19 protein-coding genes, 1 tRNA gene and 1 pseudogene are annotated in these 20793 nt (G+C 41.8%); 13 read left to right on the top strand and 8 right to left on the bottom strand.

Annotation, left to right across the window (positions count from 1 at the left end; translation table 11 throughout):
• The first annotated feature begins 217 nt into the window (after positions 1-217).
• Positions 218-1006, top strand: coding sequence for a Uma2 family endonuclease (locus tag CDG79_RS10160; RefSeq protein WP_094342023.1), 789 nt, complete (start codon positions 218-220; stop codon positions 1004-1006).
• A 138-nt stretch (positions 1007-1144) separates the two neighbouring features.
• Here CDG79_RS10160 and CDG79_RS10155 read toward each other — a convergent pair whose 3' ends face one another.
• Both CDG79_RS10155 and CDG79_RS10150 read right to left on the bottom strand, forming a co-directional pair.
• Positions 1145-2965: an ABC transporter substrate-binding protein gene (locus tag CDG79_RS10155; protein ID WP_094342022.1), complete on the bottom strand. Its 1821-nt coding sequence runs from the start codon at positions 2963-2965 to the stop codon at positions 1145-1147.
• A 7-nt stretch (positions 2966-2972) separates the two neighbouring features.
• Complete coding sequence (locus CDG79_RS10150) at positions 2973-3665, bottom strand: hypothetical protein (protein ID WP_094342021.1); 693 nt, start codon at positions 3663-3665, stop codon at positions 2973-2975.
• A 141-nt stretch (positions 3666-3806) separates the two neighbouring features.
• Between CDG79_RS10150 and CDG79_RS43580 the strand changes: the two genes are divergently transcribed.
• From CDG79_RS43580 to CDG79_RS45435, 4 genes and pseudogenes are all read left to right on the top strand, one after another.
• Complete coding sequence (locus CDG79_RS43580; RefSeq protein ID WP_143855453.1) at positions 3807-3992, top strand: hypothetical protein; 186 nt, start codon at positions 3807-3809, stop codon at positions 3990-3992.
• 28 nt (positions 3993-4020) lie between these two features.
• On the top strand, positions 4021-4644 hold the full coding sequence (locus CDG79_RS10145) for a Uma2 family endonuclease (protein ID WP_094342045.1): 624 nt from the start codon (positions 4021-4023) through the stop codon (positions 4642-4644).
• A gap of 155 nt (positions 4645-4799) precedes the next feature.
• A complete protein-coding gene (locus CDG79_RS10140) occupies positions 4800-5030 on the top strand; it encodes a DUF433 domain-containing protein (protein WP_094342020.1) in 231 nt (76 codons plus the stop codon).
• A pseudogene (locus CDG79_RS45435) lies at positions 5027-5325 on the top strand (DUF5615 family PIN-like protein). Before CDG79_RS10140 ends, CDG79_RS45435 begins: the two are co-directional and overlap by 4 nt.
• 151 nt (positions 5326-5476) lie before the next feature.
• Here CDG79_RS45435 and CDG79_RS10130 read toward each other — a convergent pair.
• Positions 5477-5550: transfer RNA gene (locus CDG79_RS10130), tRNA-Arg, on the bottom strand.
• A 33-nt stretch (positions 5551-5583) separates the two neighbouring features.
• Positions 5584-6681 (bottom strand): tocopherol cyclase family protein, encoded by a 1098-nt coding sequence (locus tag CDG79_RS10125; RefSeq protein WP_094342019.1) that lies wholly within the window; start codon positions 6679-6681, stop codon positions 5584-5586.
• 33 nt (positions 6682-6714) lie between these two features.
• On the opposite strand from CDG79_RS10125, the gene CDG79_RS10120 reads away from it, so the two are divergent.
• The gene (locus CDG79_RS10120; RefSeq protein WP_094342018.1) at positions 6715-7344 is read left to right on the top strand and encodes a J domain-containing protein; all 630 of its coding nucleotides are present in this window, start codon (positions 6715-6717) and stop codon (positions 7342-7344) included.
• A 115-nt stretch (positions 7345-7459) separates the two neighbouring features.
• Positions 7460-7687 carry a J domain-containing protein gene (locus CDG79_RS10115; protein WP_223278086.1) on the top strand — a complete coding sequence of 76 codons (228 nt, stop codon included), beginning with the start codon at positions 7460-7462 and terminating at the stop codon, positions 7685-7687.
• A 35-nt stretch (positions 7688-7722) separates the two neighbouring features.
• Here CDG79_RS10115 and CDG79_RS10110 read toward each other — a convergent pair whose 3' ends face one another.
• The 3 genes from CDG79_RS10110 to CDG79_RS10100 all read right to left on the bottom strand — a co-directional run bounded on the left by CDG79_RS10110 (position 7723) and on the right by CDG79_RS10100 (position 14853).
• A complete protein-coding gene (locus tag CDG79_RS10110) occupies positions 7723-10359 on the bottom strand; it encodes an EAL domain-containing protein (RefSeq protein WP_094342017.1) in 2637 nt (878 codons plus the stop codon).
• A 762-nt stretch (positions 10360-11121) separates the two neighbouring features.
• Positions 11122-12903: a ShlB/FhaC/HecB family hemolysin secretion/activation protein gene (locus CDG79_RS10105; protein WP_189524947.1), complete on the bottom strand. Its 1782-nt coding sequence runs from the start codon at positions 12901-12903 to the stop codon at positions 11122-11124.
• 174 nt (positions 12904-13077) lie between these two features.
• Complete coding sequence (locus CDG79_RS10100) at positions 13078-14853, bottom strand: SWIM zinc finger family protein (protein ID WP_189524946.1); 1776 nt, start codon at positions 14851-14853, stop codon at positions 13078-13080.
• A gap of 222 nt (positions 14854-15075) precedes the next feature.
• Between CDG79_RS10100 and lpdA the strand changes: the two genes are divergently transcribed.
• The 5 genes from lpdA (at position 15076) to CDG79_RS10075 (ending at position 19066) form a co-directional block, all read left to right on the top strand.
• The gene (gene lpdA / locus CDG79_RS10095) at positions 15076-16506 is read left to right on the top strand and encodes a dihydrolipoyl dehydrogenase (protein WP_094342016.1); all 1431 of its coding nucleotides are present in this window, start codon (positions 15076-15078) and stop codon (positions 16504-16506) included.
• A 227-nt stretch (positions 16507-16733) separates the two neighbouring features.
• Positions 16734-16997, top strand: a complete 264-nt coding sequence (rpsP, locus tag CDG79_RS10090; RefSeq protein WP_094328165.1) for a 30S ribosomal protein S16 — start codon at positions 16734-16736, stop codon at positions 16995-16997.
• Positions 16957-17394 (top strand): KH domain-containing protein, encoded by a 438-nt coding sequence (locus tag CDG79_RS10085; protein WP_094342015.1) that lies wholly within the window; start codon positions 16957-16959, stop codon positions 17392-17394. Before rpsP ends, CDG79_RS10085 begins: the two co-directional genes overlap by 41 nt.
• Positions 17395-17650: 256 nt before the next feature.
• Positions 17651-18604, top strand: a complete 954-nt coding sequence (locus CDG79_RS10080; protein ID WP_094342014.1) for a PhoH family protein — start codon at positions 17651-17653, stop codon at positions 18602-18604.
• 57 nt (positions 18605-18661) lie between these two features.
• Positions 18662-19066, top strand: a complete 405-nt coding sequence (locus CDG79_RS10075; RefSeq protein WP_094342013.1) for a ChuX/HutX family heme-like substrate-binding protein — start codon at positions 18662-18664, stop codon at positions 19064-19066.
• A gap of 9 nt (positions 19067-19075) precedes the next feature.
• On the opposite strand, the gene CDG79_RS10070 is transcribed toward CDG79_RS10075, so the two are convergent.
• Complete coding sequence (locus CDG79_RS10070; RefSeq protein WP_094342012.1) at positions 19076-19414, bottom strand: carbon dioxide-concentrating mechanism protein CcmK; 339 nt, start codon at positions 19412-19414, stop codon at positions 19076-19078.
• A gap of 561 nt (positions 19415-19975) precedes the next feature.
• Between CDG79_RS10070 and CDG79_RS10065 the strand changes: the two genes are divergently transcribed.
• Positions 19976-20776, top strand: coding sequence for a DUF6816 family protein (locus CDG79_RS10065; protein ID WP_094342011.1), 801 nt, complete (start codon positions 19976-19978; stop codon positions 20774-20776).
• The last annotated feature ends 17 nt before the right edge of the window (positions 20777-20793 follow it).

Genomic DNA, 20793 nt, shown 5'->3' with positions numbered 1-20793 from the left:
CGTCAGTATGAAGTACCGATTATTGTATAAGACTTACGCAAAATATATCTCAAACTCTAATTTCTCCGTGTCCTCTGCGCCTCTGCGGTTCGTTATTCCGTAACTCTTGCGTAAGTCCTATTGTAAAGACAGCGATTTATCGCGTCTCTTGGCTTAACCGAACAGTATTAGGAGCAGTGCTAAGATAAATAAACTGATTCACTCGCGCCAAAGTTCAATGACTATTGCCAAACTGTCCGAACTAGGCATTACTCACCTTCCCGACCATACTGAGTTACCAGAGTCAGATGGAACCTTTGTGAAAAATTTTCAAGAACACCCACAAAGCATACTTTTAACTGACTCCCTTCAAGGTGTATTACAACAAATTCACCCAGATAACCAGTATTGTATTGGTCAAGATTGTGGCATTTACTGGCGTTTAACCGAACCACCTGAACGCGGTGCAGAAGCACCGGATTGGTTTTACGTCCCTAATGTTGCACCTATGTTAAATGGTCAGTTTCGGCGTTCCTATGTGTTGTGGCAAGAATATGTCGCTCCTCTAATTGTACTGGAATTCGCTTCTGGGAATGGTTCAGAAGAAAGAGATAATACTCCAATTACTGGTAAATTCTGGGTATACGAGCAAGCAATCCGCGTACCTTTTTACGGCATTTACGAATTTAGCAAAGCTGCGGTTGAAGTTTATCACTTAGTTGATGGTAGATATCAGCAACTCACAGCTAACGAACGTGGACACTATGAGATTTCCTTGATGGGTGTCCAATTGGGTATTTGGCAGGGACAGTATGGAAATACTACAGCGCCTTGGTTGCGTTGGTGGGATGCACAAGGAAATTTATTACTAACTGGTGAGGAAAAATCGCAGTTATTAACACCTCAATTAGAACAAGAACAAGAAAAATCCCAGTTATTAACATCTCAATTAGAACAAGAACAGCAAAAAAAACAGCGTTTAGAAGAACGCTTAAGACAACTTGGAATAAATCCTGATGAAGTTTAATATCTGATTGGGGATGGATTCAAGAATGTTATGAGCAGTTATTCGCTTTATGGAGACAATGCTAAGAGCGATCGCGCCTTGTGTTCTGGTAGGTGATGAACCAAACTTGAAGCGATCATTATATAACTAAATAAATCATCAGTTGCAACTACTCTCTAACTGTTTTATTTGCTGTTCTTGATATTCTTCAGGAACGAAACTGTAACCAAACTCAGAACACTTGGACTTGACAACTTTGGCTAATTCAACCTTTTTTTTTTTTCGATTCCCATTCTCAAACTTGATTAAATTTGTCTCATCAGCCCCCTTAGCTTCAAATTTAGGGTCTGCTAGATTATCTCGTAAATTTAGACGTGTTGGCTTATCTTTTATATTTATAAATAAGGACTGAATTAAGACTTCAGAAGCATCGTAAGCTGTCACAGCCCAGGGACTAATTTCTCTACCTCGCCATAATTCTTCGGCTTTCTTAGCAAAATTGGATTGAGAAACTGTTGTTTGTATCCACGGAGTAGTCACCACTAAACGAGCTACAACATCTTCACCTAGCAGAAGTGTGTCATCAGTGAAAAGGGGATTTGCTCCTACCATCACAAAATCATTAGGGCTAGCCTTGATTAATTTGAAAGCATTCCGTATGCTATAATTCGTGGTTCCTCCATCTGGAATCAGGACAAAGGCTTTAACCCCTTTAGCATTGGCTTTTTTAATAGCTTTGCTTGGCTTAAAGAAAGGGTTAGATAAATGAAAATCTATATCTTCTCGGTCATTTATAATATCTATTTTAAATGCAGAAAAATTATTATTTAATTCCGTCCAAAATGAACGACTAAAGTCACTGGATGGATTGTAATAAACTGCTACTTTAAAATATTTGTGATTCTCTAGATAACGTGCTACAGCTATAGTGTTCATCTTAAGAGAGGGGATTGTACGGAAGAAAAAATGATCGTTTGGGCGTGGAAGTTCTGTGGCACTACTACCAGGAGAAACCGATACTAACTGGCCATTTTCATAAATGTCCCTTGTTTTAAGAGTAAGATCGCTGGCATAATGACCTATAACTGCAAGTATATGCTTTTGTAGTACCAAAATTTTTGCAATTCCCATAGCTCGATTAACGTCGTTTGCGTCATCTGCTATTAATACTTTAAGACCAATTTTTGGCTGATCTTGTTGTTTACTTAACAACTCTTCTTGGGCTTGAGCAACTCCCCTCAAAATTTGTAACGAAGTATAAAGGTTGGTATTTATAGGAACTACTACAGCAATTGTATAAGCTTGTGTCTTGTATTTTTCAATTTTGGCGTTATTAAGATATATCAATGTTTCAGGATCATTTGGTTCTTTGTTTCTTGCTTTTTCAAAGAATTCAATAGCTGTTGGATAATCATTGTTTCTATAAGCCTCTATACCTTTGCTTTTATCATTTAAAATAGACCCTGATATTAGAGATTTTTCACCGCAACTTAAAAAATTACTAATTGGTAAGTTTATATTAATATTCTCCTTACCATTTGGACAAATAGTAGGAGAATTAACTATTAATGGATATATTGATATTACTAAGAGTAATCCAATCATTATACATCCGATAAAAATTAGTATTTTTTTTAAATGTCTTCTAATTCCAATTTTTTGCTTTCTTGATTCCTTGTTATTTATATTGTCATAATTTGGTACTGTTTTTAAATCATCTGTTTCTAATTGCGATGGATTAACCCTACTAATCGAATTTTCTGACTGAGTTTGTTTTGTTTTTAATATTTTTAACTTTTGGTCTATTTTTTCAATCTCATTTTGATGATCTATTATCCTTTGATTGATCTGCTGAATATCATTTGTAAACTTAAGCTGTCGCCTTGGATCTGTTTCACAACGCAGCTGATTTTGTAGTTCATTCCATAGCTTCCTATCTGTTGCCAGCTGCTCTTGCAGGTCTTTAAGCTGATCATCCATAGTTAGTTTAGTCTCTCCGCAATTTAGCGATTAACTGTTCCCAAGCCAACTTAATGTTGAAACCACTTCCAAACTCTAACTCCCCTTCGTATTCCACAAGCATTGGCACAATTGGTAGAGTTATTTTTAATTTATGTTTGGCATCTAGCTCAGGATCTTTGATAATTTCAGCTACTGCTACACTATTGAGAGGCAAAGTAGGAATTCTTTTTTCTAATGCTGCTAACATGTGTTGCATCTGCTGCTCTGAAATCAAGTTTGCTTCCAGTGCATCTATTAGGTTCTGAATCAAAACTAATTGTGCTTGATCTAATTGCTGAGTAATAGCACTAATTATGGCTCGTTCGATAGCATCATAGCGGTTTAATAAAGCTTGACGCATTTGATTTTGATTTTCATAAATTGCAATTTGACCATTTAATAAAATATTTAACTTCACATCCATTTGCTGCAATTGGCTTTCGACCTTCTGCATCTTTGCATTTGGAGTATTTAATAATTCTTGGTCTAGTTCAGCGTACTCTTGTTTGTAGCGAGCAAGTGAGTCCCATTGCCGCTCAATTTCCTGACGATACCCAGCCTTTACACGAGGGTTTGTCTCGTAGCGCAATGCTTCTTCAAACTCCTTAAGCAGTTCTTGGTCTTTGCTAATGTGTGTTTCTAAATCTTGTAGTCTCTGAGAAAAGGCTGGAGAGAGCATAAGGTTAATTCTTTACTTCCTGATAGCTAACTTTGTAAATCGCAGATAGATTAAGTAAACTCAACAGCACTTGGTTTTTATTCGGAACTCAACTGAAGTCAAGCCATACCGTAATTACCGTAAGTCCTTTTTAGTGTAGCAATGTCTCGCATCTGTGTGCGATCGCACCCGACAAAATCCTTACCCGATCAAATGAAGTTAAAGCGATCGCACCTTTGGTTGATTTCAGGTGCGATCGCCTTCTGTTATCCAACCTCAAGCCGTTATTTCAGAACTACGGCAGGAAAATCAGCCAAAACTCATAGACAAAGCTGTAGCATTGAGTGAAGTACCCGTCAGCAAGGGAGCGAGGGCGATGTACGCAACCGTCACACAACCACTGACTTTTGAAGAGTTTCTCGCCTGGGACGATGGTTCAGGCAGAGAGTTTGAGCTATTGGATGGGATTCCCGTGCCATTATCAGAACCAAATGCAAATCATGAGGATTTGATCCAGCGACTGTGCGCCTACTTAGAAAATCACTGCCAAGAAAATGACCTACCTTACATCTCTCGCCAGTCTAAGCAGGTTCGGCTCAAAACAGCGCCACCAGAAAAGGAAAAAAGCCGGAAAGCAGATATTGTCATATTTGCAAGAGTTGAATGGCAGAGGATGAAAACTAGCTCTAGTTCTGCTGCTGCATATATTCCACCACCCGGAATCATTGAGGTCGTTAGCAACAACTGGAAGGACGACTATCTGACAAAACTTGCTGAATATGAGGATTTGGGCGTTTTCGAGTACATCATTGTAGACTATGCTGCTTTTGGCGGCATTCGGTTCATTGGTTCTCCCAAGCAGCCAACCATTACAATCTACCAACTTGAAGATGGAGAGTATTTACCCCCAAAGGTATTTCGAGGGCAGGATCGAATTGATTGTAGATTGTTTCCGAACATTCCCTTAACGGCTGAACAGATTTTTGCAATGAGTCGTTGATTAGCATTTCTGTCTCAGATAATGTTATGGTAGCCACTTTAACTTCTGGCGGCTCCACATTTTCTGTTATTGGAATTTCTGAAGGATTTTCTGACATCGATTTTGTCGTAAGATAAAATCTGTAATTGGATACCTTAAATAAATAATCTTAATTCATGCAAAAAATCGTATCCGATCCAAAAATAATGATGGGCAAACCTGTCATTTCAGGAACTCGTATTACAGTTGAGTTAATTCTCGAAAAACTTGCTGCGGGTGAAACATCTGAGCAGATACTCCAAGCGCATCCACGACTTACCGACGAAGGAATTAAAGCAGCTTTGGCATTTGCGGTTCAAGCTTTACGGTATGATGTGGTTTATCCAACGATTGAGAGAGCTTCTTGAAGTTTTTAGGGGACGAAAATTTAGATTGGCAAATCGTTGAACATCTGCGGCTTGATGGTCACGAAGTTCTGTATGTTGTCGAAATGAACCAGGAATTGCTGACGATGAAGTTTTGAACTTGGCTAATAATGAAGGTGCAATTCTATTGACATCAGATAAAGATTTTGGTGAGTTAGTTTTCCGTTTAGTCGAATTGCAACAGGTGTCGTATGAATTCGGTTATTCGGTTTATCTCCAAATGATAAAGCAGAAATTATTGCCAATGCCATTAATCAACATGCAGATGAATTATTAGGAGCTTTTACTGTTATTTCATCTAAAAGTATTCGCATTCGTAAAATGACATGATGTAGAAGAATTCAAAGAAGCGTTTTCCATCAGCTACGATGAAAATAAAAATCCCTATGACCTGCTATTAATCAAGGTCTTAGGGATTTATTTCCTTACGGGACTGGTGCGGCTCGAACGCACGACCTGACGCTTAGGAGGCGTCCGCTCTATCCAACTGAGCTACAACCCCAACTAGGAAGCATATATGATTATAGCAGTAGTTTTAGCGAGACTGCCAAAGATTATCCCAAGAGCCGCCGCCTACTTCTAAACCACAAAGAAAACTTTCTACTTTTAGAATTATCTGAGATTTTCTCCCATTTAATTCTCGTAACTCTAAATTTAACTTTCCTTGCATAGTGTCTCGGCAACAATATCTTAAACCTTCTGCTGTCGGCGCACGCAGAGGTGTACCAGGTAAATCTGTGATTCCTGTCAATTCAATTTCATAATTAGAATTGGTAGCTTTCATTTGCCATCTACCCCAAGGCTGAATTTCCCAATCTACTTGGGAATTCCAGGGAACGAATTCATAAAATTTACCTTGATAGTGCAACCCAATCATCGCTACAGATTCCATCCACCACAGCACACCCCGCCGTCCACCGCCAGCAGTTAATGCTAAGTCGGGTTCGCCTTCAAAGCAATTACAATTTATCCAAAACCATTTTTGAGGAAAAGCACCACCCCAATTTTTCTCGCCGTAGGCTGGGGCGTTGGTAAATTCGTAGATTTTGCCATTCCAGTCGATTTTCCCACTGGCTAAACCGTGAGCCATTAAAATCTGCCATCCAGGTTCAAAAATCTGCGAGAATGAGAGCCAGCCAGCAGTTGATTGCTGAATACTATTTTTATTACCCCAACCGTATACTGGTTGAATTTCATACTCCCAACGGCAATAATTATTTGTAGCGTAGTCGCGAATAATTCCCTGATTCAAGGTAGCTGTGGCTTGATATCCTTCTTGAACATGATGCTCAAACTCTGCTGGTAAAAGATATAGAGGAGCAATTTGCAAATCCGTTTTACCCCAATGACCTAAACCTAAAACATCCCGACTACCCCAAAATTTCTTCACATCAGGAAAAGTTCGGCATAAATACTCATCATCTGGGCCGAGGACTTGGGCTGCACCGCCACTGTAAGGTTTACCGCCGATGGGGTCTTCAATGGAGTACATAAAAGCGAATGTTTGCCCAATTTCTGGCAAAGTAACGCGGTAATACCAACCCTCAAAAAAGCGGCGACTACCACCATCCCAGTGATAACCAGAATGGGGCGTTTGGGTTGATTGGAGGAAATTTAGGGGAATAGTTAACATAGTATATAGTTGCCGATTTTTTCAGTATGCGCGATGTTTAACGACAAGCCGAAACGTCTACGCTTCGATATCAATGATGCTTATGAAATTCTTGGGCTGGAACCTGGTGCATCTCAAGCACAGGTGAAACGAACTTACCGTAAACTGGTGAAAATTTGGCATCCCGATCGCTTTTTCGATCAAAAGCAAAAACAGGAAGCTGAGGAAAAGATCAAATCAATTAACGCAGCTTACAACAAGCTCAAATCTGAAAGTCCATCCGAGCCTCCCATTTCTGAAAATCCATCTTCATCTTCGCCTAAAAAATCCCCAAAAATATCTGTCAATCGTTGGGATGCAGAAGCTTTCTATACTTTAGGAGTAGAAAATGCCACAGAAGAAAGATATGAAGATGCGATCGCAGATTTTACCCATGCAATTCGTCTCAATCCTCACTATGTTGACGCATATAAATATCGTGGACTAGTTTGCTCTCAACTCGGATACGAATATAGAGCCGCTTCCGATTTAAATAAAGCTGCACAAATAGAACAAGAGTTAAGAAATCCGGGTGCTGTACGGAAAGTGCGATCGCCTAGATATGTATCAAAGCCTAAACCTTGGCTAGAAAGATTTTGTCAGGGGATTAAAAAGATATTACGGCTAAATCGGCGTTGGAGATGAGAAGCGCCATATTTTAAGATGCTTTGGATGCCGATAACATACTTTGAGTTAGTTAATACTTATGCTTGCGAATACTAAGTATATTGAGATTTGCTGCTGATTTTCAGTATGAGCGATGTCTAAAGACAAGCCGAAACGTCTACGCTTTGATATAAATCATGTTTACGATATTCTGGGGTTAAAACCAGGTGCATCCGTTGATCGGGTCAAGCAAGCTTACGGCCAGATGGCTAAGACTTGGCATCCAGATTGTTTTTTTGAACCGCAAAGGACGCAAAGGACGCAAAGGACACAAAGGACACAAAGGAAGAGAAGGAAGAAATCCTTAACTGAACTGTATTGATATATACCTAAGCCTCAGTCTACTGAATCGATGCTCTAGAGCGTTGGTCGTTTACTTTCGAGGATTTCTGTAGCCTTCAGAACAGAAAGTGGGCGGTAGAATAAATAGCCCTGTACCTCCTCACAGTTGATAGATTTTAAGAACTCCAATTGCTCTTCTGTTTCTACCCCTTCGGCTGTCAACTTCAATCCCAAACTGTGTCCCAAGGTAACTATGGCCTGGATAATATGAGCTACTTTGGAATCCGGCTTCAAATCTTTAACGAAAGACTGATCTATTTTCAGATTGTGAAGTGGCAAAAGCTGTAAGCGCGAAAGCGAGGAATGTCCCGTACCAAAGTCATCAATGGAGATGTAAACACCCATCTGTTTTAGATTCTCTAACACCGTTCTGGTAAAATTTAAATCCTCAATGGCTGTGGTTTCCATAATTTCTAATTCTAAAAAGCGCGGCTCTAGACCCGTTTGCTCTAAAACTGTGGCTATAATCTCCACCAATTTGGGTTGGCGAAACTGCTTTAGAGAAAGATTGACAGCGATCGTTATGGGTGGTAATCCTGCATCTTGCCAGATTTTGTTTTGGATACAGGCTGTCCGCAGCACCCATTCGCCAATGGGGATAATTAATCCACTTTCTTCGACGAGGGGAATGAAGACACTGGGTGCAACCAATCCCATTTCTGGGTGTTGCCAGCGTAACAGAGCCTCCATACCAGTAATTTCTCCTGTGGCAATGTTTATACGAGGCTGATAGTACAGCGCAAATTCTTTACGTTCTAGGGCATAGCGCAAACTCTTTTCTAAAGTCAGAAGTTCGGGATTTTTGGCGCTTAGAGAAACACTATAAAATTGGTAGTTATTCCGCCCTTTATCCTTGGCATAATATAAAGCGGCATCTGCGTGCTGAATTAGTGTTTCGGCATCAGGACTGTTGTTATCAAGCAACGCAATACCGAGGCTGGCAGTCACATAAAGTTCATGCCCTTGGAGATGGAAAGGATCTTCTAAGGTTTGTAAGATTCTGTACGCCACCTGCGTTACTTCTTCAATATCTAGGACTCGCGGCAGTAAGATAGTGAACTCATCGCCTCCCCAACGGGCTATAGTGTCTCCACCTCTGAGTAAGTCTTGTAATCTTTGAGCGAGGCTTTTTAACAATTGGTCTCCCAAAGTGTGCCCCAGGGTGTCATTAATGACCTTGAAGCGATCCAGATCGAGGAAGATCACAGCTAAACTTTCGCCATTTCGAGTGGCATTGGGCAGAGTTTTACTGAGCAGTTCGCTAAATAGTAAGCGATTGGGCAACCCTGTCAGCAAGTCATGGAGGGCTTGATAGCGAATTTTCTCTTCTACTTGCTGACGCTGCCGCGCACCAATGATACTGGCGGCCATTGTCAACAGGGTAGATTCTTCATGCTTTGACCAATGACGCTCAAAGGTGCAGTCTGCCAAGCCAAGATACCCCCAACACTCGTTCTCTAAGCGGAGAGGCACCAGGAGAAGGGATTGAATGCCATCTCTGATCAGGAATTCTTGTTCGGCGACAGGAAATTCTGAGGTGAGGCCGCTAATCGACTGGCCGCTAGAGAGAACAGTGTGCCAACGGGCTAATCCAGAAGCTTGATAAGGTTGATTCTGCCAATGGTGGTGGGTAGATTCAATCAAAGATTGCGTCCATTCAAACCGGAGGCTGACAGCTATTTCTCCTGTAGCAGGATGGAGATGGTTCTGAAAGAGATAGGCCCGATCTGCCTGGGCAGCTTCACCCAGCAGAGCTAGAGCTCGATCGATACCAGTTTCATAATTCATTTCCCCTAGCAAATAATTGGCAGCTTCTGCAACAGCTTGTAGCAAGCGATCGCGCTGACGCAGTTCGGCTGTAGCTTGTTTTTGCACCGTAATATCTCTAATAATAAAAGTTCTAATTAAATCACTTTCAGGCAGGTAGAGAACGGATTGCTCAAAAACTTCTGTACCTACTTCCACTTCGCGCACAAAAGAATTTTTTTCTAGATTCTTAACTGTATTCAGAAGTCCCGCTAATATTGGGTGTTGCGTCCCAACTTTTCTGAGGTTAGGAAACTTGAGAGCTGCGGCTGGATTGAGATAAGTCACTATGCCCTCGAAGTCCATCTCAATAATTGGATTGGGGATGAGTTCAGGGAACGATGCTAGGCGAGCTAAAGCAGACTCACTAGCTGCTTCAAAACCAGGATCGATAGCTAGGGTTTGAAAAGGATTGGCAGGACTGGCTTGCTCTGATAAGAAACCAGATAAGTCTTCAACATCAAAAGATTCAGAGAATGCTTGTTCTGAAATGTTGGAAATAGCATAATATTTAGCCTGAGCTTGATTACTACCAAAGGCAATGATATCTCCATTTCTAAGATTATGAGAAAAGCATTTAGCACTATTTATAAATAAGCCATTAGTACTTCCTTTTCCCTTATAGTTGCCATCAATAATCTGGAAGCCATATTGGTCAGTCTCTGGAACAGTTACTCGTAATAAAATTGCATGTTGCATTGATACTGACCGAGAAGCCAAGATAATAGTGTTTGCAGGATGCCGCCCCAGAGAATAAGTAGTCTCTCGCAAGGGGACAGTTCGCCGCCCTCGCAGGTCTTTGATGACCAACAGATGGCGTATTTTTTCCCGCTCATTTCCTAGCATGGCTGTTCCTCAATTTCTCATATATTTATGTTTTAGTCTGAAAAATAACACTTTCAGAAGGTGGTATGAAAGTCTTAACTTCTAGGAAAACTTGTTTAATCAAAGTTGTCACCACCTGCGATCACAAAATTAGTGTGAATTGCAAACCAGCCCTTCTATTCATTATTGACCTTATTGAATAATATGGCTAATTGTTGAATCAGTTTTTGCGGTAGAAGTTCTAGCTATTTTCTCGACTCATTTGGACTTCCCAAAAATAAATTATTCAGTAGGGTGTGTTATGGTGTTAAGCCTAACGCATCACCTACAAATAACTGGTGAGTGCGCTATCGCGGTAACACACCTTACAACTATGACTATTGGTTGGAATATTTTTAAATTGAAATCTCAGAGATAAGTTATAAGAGTACTCCAAGAAAGAAAATGCCCAATTGTCGTTGCGAGCGAAGCGAAGCAATCGCAGCCCTTGGGATTGCTTCGCTTCGCTCGCAACGACGGGTTTTGGATCATTTATTTTTTGGAACACTCTAAACTTTGTCCCTTCGTCTATATAACCCAACCTTCTCTTTCTTAGGATACCCAGAATCAGATCAAACACTGAATAGAATACATAGTGTATTTACGGATTTTTATTTGGAGTGGGGAAACTCCAAATTATATAGATAACCGTGTTATTTTTATTTTTTAATGGCTGGAATCCGCCATTGGTGCAGCCTATCGGATATCAAGGAAGGAAAATAAACTATTTCTAACACCTAAATTTTAAAAAGGATTATAGAGTAAACTGAAATACAGACCGTTTTCTTGTAATGTTCTGTCATTTGAGTCAACAGATATTAAAGGAACGCCCCAATCAAGACGAACGGTGAAGCGATCGCCCTGTGTCCAACGCAACCCCAAACCAACAGCAGCTAAAGTATTATGGTTGGGATTCTCTCTACCCGAACTATTCCAGCCAATACCAAAATCTGCAAAGGGGACAACCTGTAAGGTACTATCTATTTGAGGTAAACGCAGAATTGGTACTTGAACTTCCGCAGAGACAAAAGTGCCGTTATCCGTTAGCAGGTAATCTTGACGATAGCCCCGAATGCTATCTTGCCCACCTAAGCCAAATTGCTCTAAAGGCAAAAGTGTTCTAGATGCAAGTTGTGTGTTTAAACGAAGTAACAGTAAGGTTTCAGGAGCTAAAAGGCGTATCCACTGTGCTTGTCCTTGCCAAGCAAAAAAACGCCCATCGGGAGCATTTTGATTAATCGTGGGATTCAATACATCTATGCCCAAGCTAAATTGAGAGCGGAGGGCGATGACTTGGCGACTGTTACGACTCGTCCACTCTTGAAAAAATCGGAATGCAGATACCTTTGTGCGTCCCTCTTCATCAGCACCTAAACCGGGGAAAGGTAGTTGTTCTCCCAAAGGGCTATAAGAGGCTTCACTTTCCCGGCGAGAGGCTGTCAATCCCAGAGCAAATTCTTGGGTAGGAGTTTGAACTATGGGCTGGCGGAATGTTACTTCGTAATAGCGAGAAGCCGATTCGATATCTAAAACGTTGAAAGGAGGTTCAATGACATTACTTGACGTAGTGTCATAGTTGAAGGTAAGTGTCCCATTGCGGGGATTGAGTGGTAATGTGTAGCTTGCGTCAAAGGAATTGCTACCATCGGTATTAGTGTAAGCAACACCTAGAGAATCTCCTAATCCCAATAAGTTGGCTTCATTCAATTGTAATCGGCGGCGAAAACTGCCAACACTAGGCGATCGCCCATTATCAAGAACTATTTGGCTACTAAAGGTTTTTGCCTCACTAACCTTGACTTCTAAAAGACTCGAACCTGTCCGCGATCCTGCTGATAGTTCAGCAGACACGTTTTGAATTAAAGGATTCAGTTGCAATAGTTGCAGTGCTTCTAGTAGACGTTGGCGATTCAGAGGTGCTGATGTAGCTATTGCTAGTCGGCTGCGGACATAATTTGGATTTAACCGCCGAGTTCCAGTTACCTGAATATCTTCTAATTTACCTTCAACCACCTGAATTTTGACAACACCGGATTGGATTGTTTGGGGTGGGATATATGCACCAGAAGTAATGTAACCATTTCTGACATATAGATCGGTAATTTTAGAACGCGCTTGATACACTTCAGTCAGCGAGATCGGTCGTTTGGTAAATTCAGCAGTGGCTTTGGCTAACTCTTTGGGACTGAAGACTGTGCTACCAAGAACTTCAAACCTTTCTACAACAATAGTTTGAGGAAAGTTGCCAAGTGGTGGTTCATCAGGTGTGGGAGTTTGGATAGAGGGGGGAAATAGTTCTGCTGGTGGGGGAAGTTGCTGTGGTAGTTCTGGTGAAGGACGTGGCGAAGGTATGGGTGGTTGTAAATCTCGTGGTGGTGGGAGTTGTTGTGACAGGATAAAATTACTAGTTGGTAATTGTGTTGTATCAACAGCCTGAGCTTTCAGTGGACTAGAAGATATGCTGCTGAGTAATATAAGCAGTGGTAACTGGGACGTTATAAGATTCTGAGGATATTTATTAATCATCACACTGGACTATTTTTTGTCAGTAACTATGGGATTATACGGAAACTGCCTCAGATGTGAATCTTACTTCATCTTTTGCCGCTAAAGTTGATATCTTGGGCAAATCTCAATTTAAAAGCGAAATAATCTGGTGATTGCAGACTTCAAAGCATCGATTATTTAGACCGCAGAGTGTCAATCCATATCCCTTTCCTGGAACATTCCCATTAATTTACGTTTACGAGCGTGGGTTTGCATCAAGTTTTGCCGATAACTTAACCAGTCAGCTTTCTTCCCAGATTCCAAATAGGCGGTACGTGCCTTTTTCAACCATTCAACTGCGTAGTAGTAGTATTCGGCTTTACCCGCATCCATAATCTTTTCGGCACGGCGACGCGCATTAGCAATCACCCAACTAGGATTGTGAGAGATAGCAGCATTCATGACGCGATGAATCAACTCGGAATCATAAGAACTGAGTTCGCTAGCGATCGCAATTGCATCATCAATTAGCCCCTCATGCAAGAATATATCCACCTTGGCTGATTCTGTTCCCCAACCACTATAAGTACGAATAATTTTCAGCAAGTCTGTTTTGACACTTTCCCAGTTTTCCCCGGCTAATTCTGCCATCCTTTGGTAGTCAAAAAAAGAGGGCTTAACTTGAAAAGCCGCCTTGATTGCTAATAAAGCAGCTTCACTATTACCCAACTCAACAGCTAAATCACTTGTCCAAATTCCTAATTCATACTGACAATTCCCTGGTAAATTTAAGCCACTCTGGGCTATATCTAGTGCTTGCTGTAATGCCTCCTGTTCGCTAAGTGTTTTCGCTAGGGCAAAAGCCTCTTCCATTGAGTTCATCTGGGTTTGAGCAGCATCAATTGCTTCTTCCACCCTGCCCAAACGCCCTAACATTGTCAGATATTGTTGGGTTTGCCCTTCTGCTTTTGCTAAATACAAGTATTCTTGGTAACGTTCCTGACCTTCAAGGATTTTTAGCCGAATTAGTGCCAAATCATCTGCATAGTCTGGCACATCTTCTTCCCAAGCTCCCCTTTCAGTAATATTACCTTGGAGAACTTGTAGCAATGGTGGATAATCCCAACCTTGGCGTAAAGCTTCCATAACTAAGCCAAAATCAGCATTCCACTCATCTTGCCAAGCTTCCAAATTTATTTGAATATCAACTTTTTCTTCGGGGGTAAGTTCAGCAGTCAGAATTGCTTCACACCAAGCCTGATTTAATTCGCCAACAATTTCATCATTTTCAGCACCGTAATCTGCAATATCGTCCCAATTTTCCACACAGGTAAAGGTAATCGCTTCTAAAATAGCGATCGCATTTTCACCTTCTCCCCGTTCGCTAAAATCTACCGCAGTTTGCACCACATTCAGTAAATCTTCGGCAATCGGATCTTCTTCACACCCCTCCTCAAAGTAGCGGACAGCATCCCGGATAATCTGCCGGACTTGTCGCCGAATGGGAGCCGGATCGATAGTAAGGCGGCGCACAAGTCTTATGGTTGTTTGCTCAACCATCGGATTCGTCATCCAACCTACATGACGGTCAATCGCCTCAATTAGTGGTGGGTATTCTTTTACCAACTCTTGCAGCAGCCTTTGAGTTTGGCTACGATCTAAGCGATCGAGTAGTTGTTCTAGGGTGGGGCGCTGCTCAATATTTTCCGACTCACGGGCACAGACAAGCATCGTCGCGACAATGTGTTTGCACCATCCGTCAAAGTTGTAGGCACAGGTGCAGTTTGCTGAGGTTAACCCACTGTCATCGAAGCTCAGATTGACATGATAAGGTCTATCTTCAGTGCCTGCAACTTCAGCCTGAAGCAGATGACCGCGTTGGGTAACGGCATTGACAGCACCAGCTTCATAGTATGCCTCGCCACGTTGGAAAGATTTGGTGTTGGCATGACGGCGGATAGTAAATTCAGTAATTTGGGGAATAGACATCGAGCGATCGCCTGTGTAAATCCTCTGGATGAATCCAGTTATCAGGCAGATGGTAGGGGATTTAAAATCAGTTAGCAGTTTCCAGTATTCACTGATAATTGTATGCTGGGGGCTTAAACCCAGCAACGAAACTGACAACTGATAACTGATAACTGTTAAAGGGGTTGCGCTGATTGTCGGTCAAGTTGAGAATAAATAGGCGAAGCACACGGGGAACCTAAGGTGAGTCAAGGATTTGATTACGATTTAGTCATTATCGGCGCTGGTGTAGGCGGACATGGTGCAGCCTTACACGCCGTAGGTTGTGGTTTGAAAACAGCGATTATTGAAGCTGCTGATATGGGAGGAACCTGTGTTAATCGGGGCTGTATTCCTTCTAAAGCACTGCTGGCGGCATCTGGACGTGTGCGGGAGTTACGCAATGCCCACCACCTCAAATCGCTGGGAATTCAAATTGGTAGCGTGGAATTCGATCGCCAAGCGATCGCTAATCATGCTAATAATCTCGTCTCGAAAATTCAAGGAGACTTAACCAACAGCCTCAAACGTCTAGGAGTAGATATCATTAGGGGTTGGGGAAAAATCGCTGGGGCGCAAAAAGTCTCTGTAACCGGAGACGGTGGCGAAAAAACCATCACAGCTAAAGACATCATCCTTTCGCCTGGTTCAATTCCTTTTGTACCTCCAGGGATTGAAGTAGACGGCAAAACTGTCTTTACCAGCGACCAAGGTGTAAAGTTAGAGTCGTTACCAGACTGGGTAGCGATTATTGGTAGTGGTTACATCGGCTTGGAATTTTCTGATATTTACTCAGCTTTGGGTTGTGAAATCACCTTGATTGAAGCTTTAGATCAGTTAATGCCAGGATTTGACCGCGATATTGCCAAACTTGCCGAACGAGTGCTGATTACTCCCCGCGATATTGAAACCAAAGTGGGGATATACGCTAAAAAAGTCACCCCTGGTTCACCAGTGGTAATTGAATTAGCAGACTTCAAAACTAAAGAAGATGTAGATGTCATCGAAGTAGATGCTTGCTTGGTGGCTACAGGACGCATCCCGGCGACCAAAAATCTTGGTTTGGAGTCTGTGGGTATAGAACTCGATCGGCGGAGTTTTATCCCAGTTGACGATCGCATGGCAGTACTATCAGCCGGTGAAGTAGTACCAAATGTCTGGGCAATTGGCGATGCTAATGGAAAGATGATGTTAGCACATGCGGCTTCTGCTCAAGGCATCATCGCGGTAGAAAATATAGTTGGGAGGGAAAGAATAGTAGACTATCGCAGCATCCCCGCAGCAGCTTTTACCCACCCAGAAGTCAGCTATGTAGGTTTAACAGAAACCGCAGCGAAGGAATTGGGACAAACTGAAGGTTTTGAAGTCGCCACAAGTCGGAGTTACTTCAAAGGGAATTCCAAAGCGTTGGCAGAAAATGAAGCCGACGGTATTGCCAAAGTGATATATCGCAAAGATACAGGAGAAGTCTTAGGCGTTCACATTTTCGGACTGCACGCCTCAGATTTAATTCATGAAGCCTCAGCCGCGATCGCAAACCGTCAATCCGTCCAAAGCCTCGCGCATCTAGTTCATGCCCACCCAACACTCTCTGAAGTCTTAGACGAAGCTTATAAACGAGCGATCGCCATTTAGGGATTGGGGATTGGCGATTGGTAATTTACAAATAACCAATGACAAATAACAAATGACAAAGGACTAATAGCAGCAAATGCTAGGCAGTGCTAAAATTAGCATTTCGACCTCAGAATTTATCAGCAGAGGAAACTAACCCTCAATTTCTCGGCAACAGCCAGATTTAGGTTACTTCCTCGCCGACTAGTTGCTAACTAATCTCTAAACAGGAGAATGATTCTTCAACCATGATCAAACTGCGCTTGAAACGATTCGGTAAAAAACGGGAAGCAAGTTACCGCATTGTTGCCATTAACAACCTCGCTCGCCGTGATGGCCGTCCCTTAGAAGAATTGGGATTTTATAACCCCAGAACCGATGAAGTGCGATTAGACGTTCCCGGTATCGTCAAGCGACTACAACAAGGCGCTCAACCCACTGACACCGTACGTCGCATTCTAGTAAAAGCTAATGTTTTTGAACAGGTCAGTGCAACAACAGCCGCATCATAATTTCGGAACAAAATTGCCAACAGCCAGTCCCAACTATGTTGATCTGGTTGGGTTTTTGGTGCAGCCGTTTTTGGAATCTCCAGAAACTTTAAGCGTCGATTGTGAAATTTCTCAGGCCCTAAACCGGGTTTGGGTTCGCATCGCCTTTGAAAGCACAGATAAAGGAAAAGTGTTTGGTCGAGGGGGACGCAATATTCAGGCGATTCGGACAGTAATTGCCGCAGCCGCAGCCGCAGCTGGGCAATCAGCATACCTGGATATCTACGGCAGTACCACTCCGGGCCGTGAAGGTATGTCTTTTGATGAAGAGACAGAAGAGCGATCGCCACCGCCAACTAAGAGAGAAGTGCGTGGAAATGATGGGCCTAAACCCATTGTTAAACCCCGCCTCCGCTAGTTTAAAACTAGAGAGCAAATCTGAGCGGTTGTAGTTACCTCCGCTCAGAATTTTTGTAAAGATGGAAAGTAGCAAAAAGATTTTTAGATATTTTTTTGAACTCTTCACCAGTAGGGGCGTAATAATTACGCGCCCTACAACAGATTAATTTGTTGCAAAGATTTTTCTAAAATGTAAGTAAAAAAGCGTAATTTCGCCTTTAGCGATAAAATATTAACCTTTGTCAAAAATAGATCCTTACGAATTAAAAAATACTATGGCAGGTGCTTTAACAATTCAGCTGCCGAATGTTGCTAGTGCGATCGCTCTTGGGGGAGATGGAGAAGAAAATCTCAAAATCCTATCTCGCCAAACAGGAGCCACTTTAGTGCTACGCGGACAGGAATTAGTCATTTCTGGTACCCAAGGGCAAATCGATCTAGCTTCTCGATTAGTGCGATCGCTTGAAGACCTCTGGATTAAGGGCAATACTATCACCAGTGCTGATATTTTAACAGCCCGTCAAGCCATAGATAGCGATCGGCAAGGGGAACTGCAAGATTTACAGCGAGATGTCCTTGCCAAAAATCGCCGAGGCGAAGAAGTCCGTGCTAAAACCTTCCGCCAGCGTCAATATATCGACGCACTCCGTAGACGCGATCTTACCTTTGGGATTGGGCCTGCTGGTACCGGCAAGACTTATCTCGCCGTTGTTGTCGCCGTGCAAGCACTCCTTGCCAACCAGGTTGAAAAGCTAATTTTAACTCGCCCTGCCGTTGAAGCTGGTGAAAAACTCGGTTTTTTGCCTGGAGACTTGCAGCAGAAAGTTAATCCCTATCTTCGCCCACTTTACGATGCTATTTATGAATTCATCGACCCAGAAAAAGTACCTAGTTTAATGGAACGCGGTGTGATTGAAGTCGCACCCCTCGCCTACATGCGGGGACGCACCCTCAATAACGCTTTTATCATTGTTGATGAAGCTCAAAATACTACACCCGCTCAGATGAAAATGGTTTTGACTCGTTTGGGTTTCCGTTCGCGGATGGTGATTACAGGAGACATGACACAAACTGATTTACCACTTCACCAACAATCGGGTTTAGGGGTGGCTTTACAAATTTTAAAACACGTTGAAGGCATTGCCTTTTGCGAATTTACTCAAAAAGATGTAGTTCGCCATCCTCTTGTTCAGCGCATTGTCGCTGCTTATGAACAATACGAAAAATAGGAATTGGTATTGGTAATTGGTAATTGGGGATCAACAAATAACAAAGGATAATAATTTATGAGTACTACTTTGAAAGAATTTTTAGAAGCTTGTGAGACTCTTGGAACTTTGCGTCTAATTGTTACTAGTAGCGCGGCTGTATTAGAAGCACGTGGCAAGATTGAAAAGCTATTTTATGCAGAATTACCAAAGGGTAAGTATGCAAATATGCATACTGAAGGCTTTGAGTTTCACTTGAATATGGACAGAATTATTAAAGTAAAATTTGAAACGGGTGAAGCAAAAAGAGGAAATTTTACAACCTATGCTATTCGGTTTTTAGATGATAAACATGAGTCTGCTTTAAGCTTATTTTTGCAATGGGGTAAACCGGGAGAATATGAACCAGGCCAGGTGGAAGCTTGGGAGACTCTAAAAGAAAAGTATGGGGAAGTTTGGGAAGCTTTACCAGCAGAAATTTAATACATACAGCTAAACTGACAGGGGTGGAGGAAATCTGATATCTGCACTGAATTGCTGCACATTCACGCTGCGATGAATCGGTAAAACATATTCTAAATTTTCATGGGGTCGAGGAATAATATGAGAAGAAAGCACCTCGCCACCGCTAACTCGCAGTACCGCCTTTAGTCCTGCTGTCACTGCCACATTAACCTCACCAATAACCCCTCGAATTAATACGGTAATTCGTCCTAAATCAGTATTTTCATAACCAACAAGGGTGACACGAGCAGCTTTACACATGGCATCTCCAACTTCCACTGCTGTGGGAACGCCATAAACTTCAATCATGCCTAGTGCCAATGTCATGCTGTCACCATAATTTAGGATTGTAGAGTTAGATATTTTTAACTATAGGAATCCGGTTTGATTTCTGAAAATATCCGTAGGATGTGAGCGCGGAGAGTACGGCATCAAACCCTTAATAATAGTGCGTTACGAACTCCGTTCTAACACACTCTACAATACCTAATTTCGTTCAAAAATCAAATAGTAATCCTATATATAGCGGTTATCGATTGGATGAGAACACCAAAGTCCTTGCTGTCAAATCATTTCAGCAAAGTTTTTGTATCTCACTGAACTGCACACCGCTATATCGGCTAATTGTGATGGTAAATTAGTTACTAAACGATATTTTGTGAGTTAATAGCTAGCAGCATAATACGCAATATATTTAGTGTATCATTATCCCATATTTTAAGTAAATTAACGCAAATAAAGTGAACTATAGAAAGAAAAATAAAACTCTGTGATTATCTTTTAGTAAGTGCTTGAGTGCTAAAGCACTTACTAAAATTTTTTAATTTTTTACACAAATTTACTTGATTTTTAATCGATAAATAATAAACGTTAAATACAAAATTGCGAATGCTTACAATAAAGGTAATTTGGAGTTTTTGCTTGCTGCTTTCATTCCTACTATGGAATGGCGACGCTCTTGCAGGAGAATTGTCTGAACGGTTAGCAAATTTTCCGCAGTGGGAAAAATTAACTTCAGTGCAACCGGCTTCGGGTGATTTGGTTTACCCGGAATGGATGGCTGGTTCTTGGCAAGTTACGAGTACTTTGGTAGATTTAGCCGCGCCTTTAGCACCAGATATCGTAACTCCAGGGTTTGAAGGTAATCGCCACCAATTAGATCAGCCTGTGAATTTTGTAGTAAGATTTGTGAAAGAGCAACCACATCTAGCCGGGTTAAAAATATTCCGTAAGACAGATTACAAGTCCCCAAATTTAGTAGCAGATAGAGCATTTAATAGCTTGAATTTGGCACGGGCTTATTTAGGGAATGAAGCAGTGTTATCAGTAAAAGTAGATCCAGATTCACCTAATCGTCAGATTACATTCTTGCGTAGCAGTCGCCAACTAGTCTCCATTGTGACTGCACGAGCTACAGAAACTATCCCTGATGGCAAATTTATCACTACAGAAGTGTTTCAACAATTATTTAAAGGTGGTTCACGCCCCTATTTAAACTCGGTAGAATCTACCACCGCTTATCATAAACTTTTAACGACTAATCCGGCAATTGAAGCAGATCAAGTTACTGCTGTCTATCTTTCACCCCAAGATCCAGATTACTTTAAAGCTGGTTCTCGACCAGTTGCTCTCTATCGCTATCGCCTAGAGTTTGTTCCAGTACAAATGCCTAATATTCAGAAAGAATGATTTAAACTTAATAGACC

The organism is Nostoc sp. 'Peltigera membranacea cyanobiont' 232, from assembly GCF_002245985.1.
In the GTDB taxonomy this organism is placed as follows: Bacteria; Cyanobacteriota; Cyanobacteriia; order Cyanobacteriales; family Nostocaceae; genus Nostoc.
This window is presented reverse-complemented; position numbering and strand designations above follow the sequence as displayed.

Excerpts from the sequence above, each read along its gene's own strand:
- CDG79_RS10085 (WP_094342015.1), top strand. The coding sequence starts at position 16,957 with ATGTTTTTGAACAGGTCAGTGCAACAACAGCCGCATCATAATTTCGGA.
- CDG79_RS10160 (WP_094342023.1), top strand. The coding sequence starts at position 218 with ATGACTATTGCCAAACTGTCCGAACTAGGCATTACTCACCTTCCCGAC.
- CDG79_RS10115 (WP_223278086.1), top strand. The coding sequence starts at position 7,460 with ATGTCTAAAGACAAGCCGAAACGTCTACGCTTTGATATAAATCATGTT.
- CDG79_RS10155 (WP_094342022.1), bottom strand. The coding sequence starts at position 2,965 with ATGGATGATCAGCTTAAAGACCTGCAAGAGCAGCTGGCAACAGATAGG.
- CDG79_RS10110 (WP_094342017.1), bottom strand. The coding sequence starts at position 10,359 with ATGCTAGGAAATGAGCGGGAAAAAATACGCCATCTGTTGGTCATCAAA.
- CDG79_RS10145 (WP_094342045.1), top strand. The coding sequence starts at position 4,021 with ATGTACGCAACCGTCACACAACCACTGACTTTTGAAGAGTTTCTCGCC.
- CDG79_RS10120 (WP_094342018.1), top strand. The coding sequence starts at position 6,715 with ATGTTTAACGACAAGCCGAAACGTCTACGCTTCGATATCAATGATGCT.
- CDG79_RS43580 (WP_143855453.1), top strand. The coding sequence starts at position 3,807 with ATGTCTCGCATCTGTGTGCGATCGCACCCGACAAAATCCTTACCCGAT.
- CDG79_RS10140 (WP_094342020.1), top strand. The coding sequence starts at position 4,800 with ATGCAAAAAATCGTATCCGATCCAAAAATAATGATGGGCAAACCTGTC.
- CDG79_RS10150 (WP_094342021.1), bottom strand. The coding sequence starts at position 3,665 with ATGCTCTCTCCAGCCTTTTCTCAGAGACTACAAGATTTAGAAACACAC.
- CDG79_RS10075 (WP_094342013.1), top strand. The coding sequence starts at position 18,662 with ATGAGTACTACTTTGAAAGAATTTTTAGAAGCTTGTGAGACTCTTGGA.
- CDG79_RS10080 (WP_094342014.1), top strand. The coding sequence starts at position 17,651 with ATGGCAGGTGCTTTAACAATTCAGCTGCCGAATGTTGCTAGTGCGATC.
- CDG79_RS10065 (WP_094342011.1), top strand. The coding sequence starts at position 19,976 with ATGCTTACAATAAAGGTAATTTGGAGTTTTTGCTTGCTGCTTTCATTC.
- rpsP (WP_094328165.1), top strand. The coding sequence starts at position 16,734 with ATGATCAAACTGCGCTTGAAACGATTCGGTAAAAAACGGGAAGCAAGT.
- CDG79_RS10125 (WP_094342019.1), bottom strand. The coding sequence starts at position 6,681 with ATGTTAACTATTCCCCTAAATTTCCTCCAATCAACCCAAACGCCCCAT.
- CDG79_RS10100 (WP_189524946.1), bottom strand. The coding sequence starts at position 14,853 with ATGTCTATTCCCCAAATTACTGAATTTACTATCCGCCGTCATGCCAAC.
- CDG79_RS10105 (WP_189524947.1), bottom strand. The coding sequence starts at position 12,903 with ATGATTAATAAATATCCTCAGAATCTTATAACGTCCCAGTTACCACTG.
- CDG79_RS10070 (WP_094342012.1), bottom strand. The coding sequence starts at position 19,414 with ATGACATTGGCACTAGGCATGATTGAAGTTTATGGCGTTCCCACAGCA.